This is a genomic window from Pedobacter sp. Leaf250 (assembly GCF_920984735.1).
Taxonomy (GTDB): domain Bacteria; phylum Bacteroidota; class Bacteroidia; order Sphingobacteriales; family Sphingobacteriaceae; genus Pedobacter.
In genome coordinates this window covers 25,039-37,451 of sequence record NZ_CAKLBU010000006.1, presented here as the reverse complement: position 1 = coordinate 37,451, position 12,413 = coordinate 25,039, and the positions used below count along the sequence as shown (strand labels likewise).

Annotated in this window: 10 protein-coding genes; 5 read left to right on the top strand and 5 right to left on the bottom strand. The window is 36.2% G+C overall.

What is annotated here, in order from left to right:
• Positions 1-133 precede the first annotated feature (133 nt).
• Positions 134-556, top strand: a complete 423-nt coding sequence (locus LUA91_RS06695) for a nuclear transport factor 2 family protein (RefSeq protein ID WP_231425256.1) — start codon at positions 134-136, stop codon at positions 554-556.
• Positions 557-637: 81 nt separating this feature from the next.
• Here LUA91_RS06695 and LUA91_RS06690 read toward each other — a convergent pair whose 3' ends face one another.
• Both LUA91_RS06690 and topA read right to left on the bottom strand, forming a co-directional pair.
• Entirely contained in the window at positions 638-1,042 is a 405-nt protein-coding gene (locus LUA91_RS06690; protein WP_231425255.1) for a hypothetical protein, read from the bottom strand.
• Positions 1,043-1,217: 175 nt separating this feature from the next.
• Entirely contained in the window at positions 1,218-3,794 is a 2,577-nt protein-coding gene (gene topA, locus LUA91_RS06685) for a type I DNA topoisomerase (RefSeq protein WP_231425254.1), read from the bottom strand.
• A 520-nt stretch (positions 3,795-4,314) separates the two neighbouring features.
• Here topA and LUA91_RS06680 point away from each other — a divergent pair.
• A complete protein-coding gene (locus LUA91_RS06680; RefSeq protein ID WP_231425253.1) occupies positions 4,315-4,830 on the top strand; it encodes a glutathione peroxidase in 516 nt (171 codons plus the stop codon).
• 185 nt (positions 4,831-5,015) lie between these two features.
• Here LUA91_RS06680 and aqpZ read toward each other — a convergent pair whose 3' ends face one another.
• From aqpZ to LUA91_RS06665, 3 genes are all read right to left on the bottom strand, one after another.
• Positions 5,016-5,723, bottom strand: a complete 708-nt coding sequence (gene aqpZ / locus LUA91_RS06675; RefSeq protein WP_231425252.1) for an aquaporin Z — start codon at positions 5,721-5,723, stop codon at positions 5,016-5,018.
• 275 nt (positions 5,724-5,998) lie between these two features.
• On the bottom strand, positions 5,999-6,838 hold the full coding sequence (locus tag LUA91_RS06670; RefSeq protein WP_231425251.1) for an MBL fold metallo-hydrolase: 840 nt from the start codon (positions 6,836-6,838) through the stop codon (positions 5,999-6,001).
• Between the two features lie 45 nt (positions 6,839-6,883).
• Positions 6,884-7,327, bottom strand: coding sequence for a MarR family winged helix-turn-helix transcriptional regulator (locus LUA91_RS06665; protein WP_231425250.1), 444 nt, complete (start codon positions 7,325-7,327; stop codon positions 6,884-6,886).
• A 169-nt stretch (positions 7,328-7,496) separates the two neighbouring features.
• Between LUA91_RS06665 and LUA91_RS06660 the strand changes: the two genes are divergently transcribed.
• From LUA91_RS06660 to LUA91_RS06650, 3 genes are all read left to right on the top strand, one after another.
• The gene (locus tag LUA91_RS06660) at positions 7,497-8,726 is read left to right on the top strand and encodes an MFS transporter (protein ID WP_231425249.1); all 1,230 of its coding nucleotides are present in this window, start codon (positions 7,497-7,499) and stop codon (positions 8,724-8,726) included.
• Positions 8,727-8,927: 201 nt separating this feature from the next.
• Positions 8,928-10,757, top strand: coding sequence for a glycoside hydrolase family 2 protein (locus LUA91_RS06655; RefSeq protein WP_231425248.1), 1,830 nt, complete (start codon positions 8,928-8,930; stop codon positions 10,755-10,757).
• 168 nt (positions 10,758-10,925) lie between these two features.
• A complete protein-coding gene (locus LUA91_RS06650) occupies positions 10,926-12,407 on the top strand; it encodes a glycoside hydrolase family 30 protein (protein ID WP_316796549.1) in 1,482 nt (493 codons plus the stop codon).
• The last annotated feature ends 6 nt before the right edge of the window (positions 12,408-12,413 follow it).

Sequence of the window (12,413 nt, the reverse complement as noted above, 5' to 3'; positions counted from 1 at the left end):
GTGTTTTGCTGCTTTCTAATTATTATTTGTAAAATGTAGTGGATGTAATTTACATGATTAACGTTCTTTTTATTTTGCTCCTTTGCTATGATTTAGATAAGTTTACAACATCAACCCAAACTGTGAACCATATATGATTAAGAAAATATTAATTTTTTCGAGCCTGATAATGTTAGCGAACTTTTCTTTCGCCCAGAAAACTGAAGTAGAAGATGCCGTAACCAAATTAACCAAATTAATGGTTGCACCTGATAGTTTGGCATTAGATAAGTTAATTTTGAATAATTTGAGCTATGGTCATTCCAGTGGTAAAATAGAAACTAAGCAGCAGTTTATACATTCTTTAGTGTCTGGCTCATCGGATTTTGTAGACATTAATTTAACCGACCAAACAGTTACCGTTCAAAATAAAACAGCTTTGGTGCGCCATACGTTAAACGCCAAAACCAACGATAAAAATATTCCCGGAAATGTGAAGTTATATATTTTGCTAATTTGGAGTAAAGAGAAAGCAGGGTGGAAGTTGTTGGGTAGACAGGCGGTTAAGGTGCCTTAGTGGTAGATTGGTTCATTTGTTCAATAGTTAATTAGTTTGCGTTTAAATCTACCAATGAACTAATGACTAATGAACCAAAAATTACTTTATCATCACCCCAGGTCTATTTACCAAAGGAATTTTAATCAGATTGGAATCAACAATACTTTCAGGCAGGAAAATAAATTTCTTATCGTAGATGGTAGAACCGATATAATAGCTTAACCAGTACTCATTCGTTAAACCGAAAACTTCAGGATCAATAGCCTCAACTCCTTTAAAGTCGTTTGCTTCCATATCTCCGATGAAATGCCTTAAAACAGAAGTTTTAACTTGCTTTCCATCTTTCTCACCATAACCTTTCGAGCTGATTAATACATTACTAATCGGCTCATTTTTTAAATTAACAAGATAAACAGTCCAGTTTTTTACTTCTGGAGTTTCGCTCATCAACACAACAGCCATTGCGATATCTTCAACTGTATTTTCTGGTAAATCGGCTTTCACTGTAAATTGTTTAATGGTTTAAATTGAATAAATCGGTTAATTGTTTGGAGAATAACTAACCGATTTATGATATAATTCTTCGACAAGCTCAGAATGACAGTCTTGTAAAACGTTGAATAAATTACTTCAGGCTTTTCTCCATTATCATGGAAATCCTAAAATCCTTAAATCCTGGTTATTTCTTTTTTGCCACCGCCTTTTTTGCCACCGCCTTTTTCGCTGGTGCTTTTTTCTTTGCAGGTGCCTTTTTCTTTACTTCAAAAGCTTTAGGAACCTGTTCAACAATCATTTTTTTAATGACTTCCAAATCAACATCAACCAATTCTTCAGGCGTGTACTTTTGTTTTGTAGCTTCGTTGTACCTAAGTTTTAGCATTAACTTGCCAAAGCGAATAAACGGTCCCCAACGGCCATTCTCAATAGAAATTTTTTCTTCTTCCCAGGTTTTAATAAATCTGTTTGCTTCTTTTTCTACTTTTTTGCCAATCAGTGTATTGATATCTTCTTGCGATAGATTGTCGAAATCGTAACCTTTAGCAGGAATATTAATGAACAAATCGTTCCATTTAATGAAAGGCCCAAAACGTCCCTTGCCTTTGGTAACACCTAGTCCTTCGTAATAAGCAATCGGAGCATCGTCATCTTTTTTCTGTTTGATAATTTCAACTGCTCGTTCGTAAGTAACAGCCAAAGGCTCCTCATTTTTCGGAAGCGATATAAAAGTTTCACCCCATTTTACATAAGGGCCGAAACGACCAACACCAACTAAAACCTCTTTATCTTCAAAATCGGGTAGTGAGAATGGAAGTTTGAACAACTCCAATGCCTCTTCTAACTGAATGGTAGCAACCGATTGATTACGCATTAAACTTGCATAACGTGGTTTTTCTTCTTCATCAAGTTCGCCAATTTGTACCAACGGACCAAATTTACCAACCTTGGTATAAACATTTTTACCAGTTGCGGGATCTAAACCCAACAAACGTTCGCCTGTAGCACGTTCAGCAGTTTCTAAAGTGGTTTCTACTTCTGCATGAAAAGGGCTGTAAAAAGAATGAAGCATTTTAGTCCACTCTTGTAAACCTTGAGCAATCTCATCAAATTCTTTCTCCACTTTTGCGGTGAAGTTAAAATCTACAATTCCTTTAAAATGCTCAACCAAAAAATCGTTAACCACCTCACCGATATCAGTAGGGAAAAGCTTTTGTTTTTCGGCACCTGTAATTTCCGATTTTGAATCCTTTCTAACTTTGCCATCAGCTAAAATTATAGCTGTAAATTTACGCTGTTTACCATCTCTGTCTTCTTTAACAACATATCCACGGTTTTGAACGGTAGAAATTGTTGGTGCATAAGTAGATGGACGGCCAATGCCAAGTTCTTCTAATTTCTTAACTAAACTGGCCTCAGTATATCTTGCCGGCGGACGAGAATAACGCTCTGTTGCCTGCATTTCCTTTAAAAACAACTCTTGTCCTTTGGCTAAAGGAGGTAAAATAGAACCACCTTCTTTTTCTTCGCCTTCTTCATCATCCGTAGATTCTAAATAAACTTTTAAGAAACCATCGAATTTTAAAACTTCGCCTTCGGCCACTAAATGTTCTTTTCTGGTTGATGCCGTAATTTGAGCGGTTGTTTTTTCAAACAAAGCTTCACTCATTTGCGATGCGATGGAACGTTTCCAGATTAAATCGTACAAACGTTTCTCCGAAATATCGCCATCAACGGTATGTCTGTCAAAATAAGTAGGGCGGATAGCTTCGTGAGCTTCCTGTGCACCTGCAGATTTCGTTCTGTAAACTCTTTGCTGGTGGTATTTATCGCCGTAAGCCGATTTTATTTCAGCAGCTGCAGCACTTAAGGCGGTTTCCGATAAGTTCACCGAATCCGTTCTCATGTAAGTAATCTTACCTGCCTCGTACAAGCGTTGCGCCACTTGCATGGTTCTCGCTACCGGAAAACCCAATTTGCGTGATGCTTCCTGTTGTAATGTAGATGTGGTAAAAGGCGCTGCAGGGTTACGTTTGGCGGGTTTGGTTTCTAAACTTGTAATATCAAATTTAGCTGAAGCGCAATCCTGTAAGTATTTTTCAGCATCAGCCTCACTCTCGAAGCGTTGCGGCAATTCCGCTTTTACAATTTCTTTGCCTTTTCCAGTCGAGAATTGAGCAGTGATTTTATAAGCAGCAGAAGCGTTGAAGTTTTGAACTTCCCTTTCTCTATCAACAATTAAACGTACCGCTACAGATTGTACTCGACCTGCAGAAAGTGATGGTTTAACTTTCTTCCACAAAACGGGCGAAAGTTCGAAACCTACCAATCTATCTAAAACACGACGGGCCTGTTGTGCATTAACCAAGTTATAATCTATCGTTCTCGGACTATCGATTGCTTTTAATATTGCAGGTTTTGTAATTTCATGAAAAACGATACGCTTTGTTTTCTCCACTTTTAGGCCTAAAGTTTCGAATAAATGCCAGGAAATGGCTTCTCCCTCACGGTCCTCATCGGATGCTAACCATACCATTTCTGCGTCTTTAGCAAGTTTCTTCAATTCGGCAACTAAAGCTTTTTTATCTGCTGGTACCTCGTATTTTTGTGCAAAATCATTACCAATATCAATCGCCATATCGCCTTTGGCTAAATCCCGAATATGGCCATAGCTCGATTTTACAAGAAAATCTTTGCCTAGATAGCCTTCTATAGTTTTAGCTTTTGCGGGGGACTCGACGATTAATAAATTTTTGGCCATGAAATAACGATTTTGTGCAAATAAAGCTATAATTAAAGTATAAATCCAAACATGAGCTAAATTTTATACAAATTATTTTTCAAAATCTCATAGAAATTGGAGCGTTTTTTACCAGTTTAACCTCAATATTTTAATTATTTGAAAAGCAATTTCGGTGGTTCTATTTCAGGCTTTGTCCCGCCCTATGTTTCAAATCCTCAACCTCGTACCTTGGTTTCCGGGTTTTTCACTCGGTCGGGTTTAGGTGGCGCATATAGAATTGCTATTAACGATTAATAGCAACTTTGCAAAGGTTTCTCCCAAAAGAATGTGATTTCGTTTCTAAACCCAATAGTAGCGAAACTACTTTGTTGTAGCAGCATAACCGAAATTTGGAAAAAATCGAAGCGTATGGCATGGCTAATTGTCCCGAAAAGATTTATGCTTATATTTCAAAATTTTTAAAAGATTGTATTATTTACAACATCATTACTTATCCAAAAACTATTTGTGTCTATATTCGTATATAAAAACAAAAACAATGATCAGCACTATCCTTATCCTACTCAACTTTTTGGTGCCTACGCCACCAAAAAATGTTTACGACTTCAGCTTCAAAACAATTGATGGCAAAGAAGTTAAATTATCAAAATTTAAAGGCAAGAAAATTTTAATTGTCAATACTGCTTCAAAATGTGGCTACACGCCTCAATATGAAGATTTAGAAAAACTTCAAAAGCAATACGGTAAAAAAATTGTACTTATTGGCTTTCCAGCGGGTAACTTTGGTGGGCAAGAGTTTTCTACCAATGCAGAAATTAAAGAATTTTGTACTGGGAAATACAATGTTTCATTTTTAATGGCTGAAAAAACCAGCGTTAAAGGTGATGATATCAGTCCGTTGTTTAAATATTTAACTTCGCAAACCAATACAGAAGAGCAAGGCGATATTAAATGGAACTTTGAAAAGTTTTTAGTTAACGAAAAAGGGGAGTTGGTTCACCGTTTCCGTTCTAAAACAAAACCTTTAGATGAGGCGATTGTAAAAAACCTATAATAATGGTAAAAGTGAGATGTAAAATGGAATGATTTTCTCTCTCATTACTTAAAAAAGGGTAAAATGGAAATTCCATTTTACCCTTTTTTTTAATGTATTTATGCTTGAAGATTTGTTAAGCATTCAAAATGAAAATAAGATATAGAATGATCATTAGATAAATTCATCCATTTTACATCCTCAAACTAGTTTCTCTCCAGAACACTTCTCCAAACTGCAGCGCTTAGAATAGCTCCTACAACTGGTGCTGCAATAAACATCCAAACTTGTTTTAATGCCTCTCCACCAGCAAATACTGCCGGGCCAATACTACGGGCAGGATTTACAGAAACACCTGTAATTTTTATTCCAACAATGTGAATTAAAACTAATGAAAGCCCAATTGCTAAACCTGCAAAACCTCCGTTAATGTTTTTAGTTGATGTGGCACCAAAAATTACCAGCAAGAAAATAAATGTAAATGCTGCTTCTGCAATAAATGCAGCGGTAGAATTATACTCACCTAAATAACCTTTGCCCCAGCCATTTGATCCTAAAGCCCATTCTTTCATCTCGAAATTGGACTGGTTGCTAACAATTAAATAGAGTAAGCCAGCACCAGCAATAGCCCCTAAAATTTGAGCAACAATATAATAAGCCGCTTCGCTAGCTTTCATACGTCCTGCTACCACCATTCCAATTGAAATTGCCGGATTAATGTGAGAACCCGAAATGTGTCCGATGGCATAAGCCATTGCAACAACAGATAAGCCAAATGCAAAAGAAATACCCAGCAGACCAACACCTGTTGTGCCATTTGCACCTGCAATTACAGCGCTACCGCAACCCATTAAAACCAATACTAATGTGCCAAGAAACTCGGCTGTGAATTTTGAGAATTTACTCGTCTCCATGTTATTTTTTATTTAAGATTAAAAAAACAATAGGGGGAGATTTGGCTCAAAAGTAGCTGAAAATTTATAATATCAAAATTTACAGTATTAATAATTTATGATACTACAATTTAATAGGAATTTTGGGCAAAAGAAAGGGGCTTAAAATCTTAAGCCCCTAATAAACCAAACAAACTATTTATGAAGTATATAGATAACGGATACCTCAAAAAAAAGTTTGAAAAAAAATGTATCTTGTGATTAATGATTGTTGTAGGCTAGATTTCGCTATAAATTTAGAGAAATAAACTTAGCTGATCGGGTACATGTTGTGCTGGATTAAAACTGTAAGCTAAATTTTCACTTTCTTTTTTGCTTACATAAAACAGTGGAGTTTCCTGATAACGCGATGCTACCTGTACATAGGTATCTCCGGCCACTTGCTTAAAAATGCTTTCCACCAAAACAGGATCGTTATTGTCTTTTGATAAATGACTTAATAAAAGATGGGTCATAAAATCCGGCTTATGGTTTTGAAACAATTCCAGTGCTTGTGTATTGCTGAGGTGGCCATGCCCACTGGTTATTCTTCTTTTCAAAAAATATGGATAACTTCCATTGGCCAGCATTTGAGTACAATAATTTGCTTCTAAAAAAGCAGCGTGGCAAGTTTTAAATTGACTGATTAACCGGTCGCAAACTGCACCAATATCTGTAAATACACCAACTTTTACATCATCGCATTCCACAGTAAAACTGTAAGGATCTGCAGCATCATGAAATTTTGAAAAGGTATGAACAGTTAAATTTCCAATTTTAATCTGCTGTAAATGAGAAATTGGAAAAACGTTTCCTTCGATTAAAGAAAGTTTGCTGCTTTTATAAGTTGTTGAACTAATATATACCGGAAGTTGATGCTTTTTCGCAAATACAGTTAGGCCTTTTATATGATCACTGTGTTCATGTGAAATGAAAATGGCTTTAACTTTCTGAATAGATAAACCTAATCGAAGCATTCTTATTTCAACCTCCTTACAGGTTAAGCCCACATCAACAAGTATTGCCTCATTATCGTTGCCCACATAGTAACAATTACCGTTACTTCCCGAATTTATTGAAGTGAAATATAATGCCATTTTGAAGCTGCAAGGTACAGCTTATTTGCATAACGATAAAGTAAATTATATTCTTAATCCGTTATGTTCCACCAATCTGGAAAGCAGCGGAAGAAATGCCTGGATAAGATTTATTTCTTCGGAAGAGAATATTTTATCCATTGTTTGCACGAGCCATTCTTCTTTAATCTTCCGACTAGCTATAATGTGCTTTTCGCCCAATTTAGTAAGGTTGATGAAGATTTTCCGTTTGTCGTCTCCGCTTGGATGTCTTTCTACACACTTCGCATCAACCAAACGATTGATGATTTGTGAAATTGCTTGCTTCGAAACCCGTTCCATATCAGCCAGTTCTGTAGATAACATTTTGCCGTGTTGCTCCAACAACGACATGGTTAACAATTCAGCGTTGCTAAAAGCCGAACTCACGTTCTGTTTTCTCAATTCCCTGGTTAGTCGGGTAACAGTACTTCGTAGTTTTGCGGCAATTTCTTGCGTTTGTGTAGGCATCTTTAAGTAAATTAACTTTACAAATATAAGCTTAATTTACTTCATCTTATCATACTAAATCTGGCTACCTTTTATAATTGTGATCCTAATATGATAAAAAGGAACGTTTTTTGTTTCTGAATAATATTTAAAAATGTTACTTTTGTAAAGTTACTTTACTATTTTAATCATGAGTATATTTCGTTCGTTAAGGCATTATAATTACAGATTGTTTTTTACTGGTCAAGCCATTTCATTAATTGGTACATGGATGCAGCGTGTAGCCATAAGTTGGTTGGTATATCGTTTAACAGGATCGGCATTTTTATTGGGGTTGATCACGTTTTTAAGTTTAATTCCTTCGTTAATTCTGGCGCCTTATGCTGGCAGTTATGTTGATAGGCACAATAAATACAAAATCTTAATCATCACTCAAGTAATTCTGATGTTGCAGGCTGGTGCGCTTGCGGTAATGATTTGGTTTAAGGTATACGATATGTTTTGGATCGCTGCCTTATCTCTTGTTCAGGGTTTAGTAAATGCTTTTGATGTTACGGCCAGGCAATCGCTTATGGTTAATTTAATCGATGATAAAGAAGATTTGCCGAATGCCATTGCTTTAAATTCATCAGTTTTTAATGCAGCGAGATTAATTGGTCCGGCATTGGCAGGGGTAATTTTAAGTACTTTGGGTGAGGATATTTGTTTTTTGATCAACTTTGTTAGTTTCATAGCTGTACTTGGCTGCATGGTTATGATGAAATTAAAGCTCACGGAACATGCAAAATCAAAAGAAAATATATGGATCGATCTAAAAAAAGGGTACGATTATTTAAAGGCTTCGCCAGATTTAGCTTCTATGATTTTAATGATGGCGGCATCAAGTTTATTGGTAATTCCATTTACCACCTTACTTCCAGTTTTTGCAAAAGATATATTTAATGGCACCGCTACTACTTTTGGCTGGTTTGAAAGCGCTGCAGGCTTTGGCGCATTTTTTGGCGCTATTTACATGGCAACACTAAAAATTAATCAGAATCTACAAAAGGTTGTGATGGTTTCTGGAATATTGTTAGCGGTTTCCGTTGTAGCTTTGGCCATAAGTCCATCGCTAATATTGGCTTTGGTTTGTACAGGTTTGGCAGCACTTGGTTTAATGGCACAAACCTCATCGATAAATACCTATCTGCAAACACATGCTGATGATTTAATGAGAGGACGAACACTTAGTTACTACATCATGGCTTATCAGGGTGTTTTACCAATCGGAAGTTTATTGATGGGATATCTTGCACATCAATTTGGTACACAAACTGTTGTAGCTTTTGAAGGCATTGCAGGGTTATTTATTGTAGGTGCGTTTATTTATAATGAAAAGCATCGCAACGAGATTAAAAGAGAAGCTATTTCACTTACCTAATTTGGTAATATATTGTCCAGCGAAATGAGTAAACCCAATATCTTAAATCGAATCCAATTCTAAGCCTTTCAAATAAATCAATATATTTGGCATCGTTATTTGCGTTAAATTATTTTAATGGGGTAGCTTAATCATTTACAAATTGCTTTAATCCATTTTATAAAATTATAATTGTGCTGCTACCCTAAAAATTAAATCATTATGCCCAATTTAAAATTTAGAGTTTTCTTAGTTTATTTTACGCTTCTTTCATCCGTTTGCTTCTCACAGGTTAATTCCATTCAAAACATTCAGGGTAGAAATATTCAAAGCTTAAACGGCAAGTGGAATTATATTATCGATCCATACGAAAACGGCTATTACGATTACCGGCATCAGCCTTACGATCAATCTAAAACCGGTGCAGGTGGTTTCTTTGACGATAAAGAACAAAAAGATAAATCGGAACTGGTTGAATATAATTTCAATGGTTCTCCTCAAATGAATGTTCCTGGTGATTGGAATTCGCAATCAGAAAAACTGGAACTTTACGAGGGAACCATTTGGCTGCGTAAGAAATTTGATGCCAAGCCAGAAAAAGGTAAAAAATACTTTGTCTATTTTGGAGCTGTAAACTACGAAGCTCATGTTTATTTAAATGGCAAAAAACTTGGTGTGCACAAAGGCGGATTTACACCGTTTCAGTTCGACGTAACAAACAAATTAAAAATCGGTGAAAATTCACTTGTAGTTAAAGTGGATAATACCAGAAGGCCCGATGAAATCCCGACTGTAAATACCGATTGGTGGAATTATGGTGGTATTACCCGGGATGTGTTTTTGGCAGAATTTCCCGATCATTTTATTAGCGACTATAAATTACAGCTGGTAAAAGGAAACAATAATCTCATTAATTTTTCTTTAAAACTAGCCGATGCCACTGCTGGACAGGATATAACATTATCAATTCCGGAATTAAAACTGGAGAAAAAATATAAAACGGATAGTGAGGGAAAGGTTGATGACGAATTTACCTGGAATAATTTAAGTTTATGGTCTCCAGAGAATCCAAAACTTTATGCTGCGAATATCAAATCTGATAAAGAAAATATTAATGATAAAATTGGTTTTAGAACGATAGAAGCTAAGGGCGATAGTATTTTATTAAATGGCAAATCTACTTTTTTGAGGGGCATTTCCCTTCATGATGAGAACCCATTAATAGCTGGGCGTTTACGTTCGGAAGGTGATATGCGGATGATGCTGCAATGGGCAAAGGATATGAATTGCAATTACGTTCGCCTGGCGCATTATCCTCACAATGAAGAAATGATTCGTTTGGCTGATGAAATGGGCTTAATGGTTTGGGCAGAAGTTCCGGTTTATTGGACCATCAGCTGGAAAAACCCTGCAACTTATGTTAACGCCAAACAGCAACTTACAGATTTAATCGTTCGAGATAAAAACAGGGCAAGTGTAATCATTTGGTCGGTTGGAAATGAAACCCCCTTAAGCGATGCCCGATTAAGCTTTATGACCAATTTAGTTGAAACTGCCCGTTCATTAGATGATACCCGTTTAATTGCAGCCGCGCTTGAAGTTCACCGCGAAGGGAATACCATGGTTTTAAATGATCCACTGGGAGAAAAAATTGATTTGGTAAGCTTTAACGAATATGCCGGCTGGTATTTTGGTGGTTTACCTAGTGAAATTACCAAATATGATTTCAATATAAAATATAATAAGCCAGTTGTAATTAGCGAATTTGGCGGCGATGCTTTAGCAGGCTTTCATGCCGATGAAAACACCCGTTGGAGCGAAGAATATCAGGAAGCATTGTACAAAAATCAGATTACGATGTTGAGTAAGATCAAATCATTAAGGGGAATCACACCTTGGATTTTAACCGATTTCAGATCGCCAAGAAGACAACACCCTGTTTATCAAAATTTTTGGAACCGAAAAGGGTTGATATCAGAAACCGGAAAAAAGAAAAAAGCATATTTCGTACTTAAAAACTTCTATAACGAAATGCAGGAAAAGTATAAATAGTAATTCCTGTAAAAAAAGTATAGCTCCTGATTGATAATCACTTATTAATGGCGTTTAAAAATGATACGCAATAATTGATATTTTGTGACTTTAATGATCGATTTATTCGGAAATTAGAAGCTCAAATATAATTAAGCACTAATTGGTAGTGCAAATAAATAATCAACTATGATAAAACAAAACATAAGCATTCTGTTGGTTTTGGCAACTGTATTTTCAACTGCAGCGCAAACCAAGAAACCAGCTAAAGCTGCTGCAAAAACTATTCAGGCTTTTTCAGTTGGGAATAAAAAGGTAACTGTTTACACTACTGCCGAAAAAACTGATTATCGCATTAGTAAAACAGAGACGATAAATTTTGTAGAAAATAAACAACCTTTCGAAACCGAGCCAACTATTTTTGTTGATCCAACCATTAAATATCAAACTTTAGTGGGCATTGGTGGCGCACTTACTGATGCATCGGCAGAAACTTTTGCTAAGCTTTCGAAGAAAAATCAACAAGAATTATTAGCAGCGTATTACAATAAGGATAAGGGTATTGGCTATACTTTAGCACGTACCAATATTGCCAGCTGCGATTTTTCGAGCGGAAGTTACACTTACGTTCAGGATAATGATAAGGATTTGAAAACTTTCAGTGTTGCGCATGATGAGCAATTTAAAATTCCATTAATTAAACAAGCAACATCAGCCGCAGGTGGAAAACTAACGCTTTATGTGAGCCCCTGGTCGCCACCAGCTTGGATGAAAGATAATAACAGTTTAATTAAAGGTGGCCATTTGTTACCAGAATATCGCCAGAGTTGGGCAAACCACTATGTAAAGTTCATCAAAACTTACGAAGCGATGGGCATGCCCATTTGGGGATTATCAGTGCAAAACGAGCCAATGGCTAAACAGATTTGGGAATCGTGCGTGTATACAGCTGAAGAAGAACGGGATTTTATCAAGAATTTCTTAGGTCCAACTTTACAGAAATCAGGTTTATCATCTAAAAAGTTAATTGCCTGGGATCATAACCGTGATCAGATTTTTCAAAGAGCGAGTACCATTCTAAACGATAAAGAAGCTGCAAAATATGTTTGGGGAATTGGTTTTCATTGGTACGAAACCTGGACAGGAAGCGGCATGCAATTTGGAAATGTTCGTCAAACACACGAAGCTTATCCTGATAAAGCCATAATTTTTACCGAAGGCTGTAAGGAAAAATATGATGTTAAAAAACTAGATGACTGGACATTAGGCGAACGCTATGGTTATTCAATGATTAACGATTTCAATGCTGGAACTGCTGCCTGGACCGATTGGAACATTCTTTTAGATGAACACGGAGGGCCAAACCATGTAGGCAATTTCTGTTTTGCCCCGGTACATGCTGATACTAAAAACGATAAATTAATCTATACCAATGCCTATTACTACATGGGCCACTTTTCAAAATTTATCCGTCCGGGAGCAAAAAGAGTTGGTACAGCTTCAAGTCGTGATCTATTACAATCCACTTCTTTTTTAAATGCTGATGGAAAATTGGTTGTTGTAGTAATGAATCAATCAGATGAAAAATTAAAATATAGTTTATGGATTAAAGGTCAAGCCGCTACAACTACAAGCCTGCCACACTCCATTGCTACATTAGTTGTAGAATAACCGAAT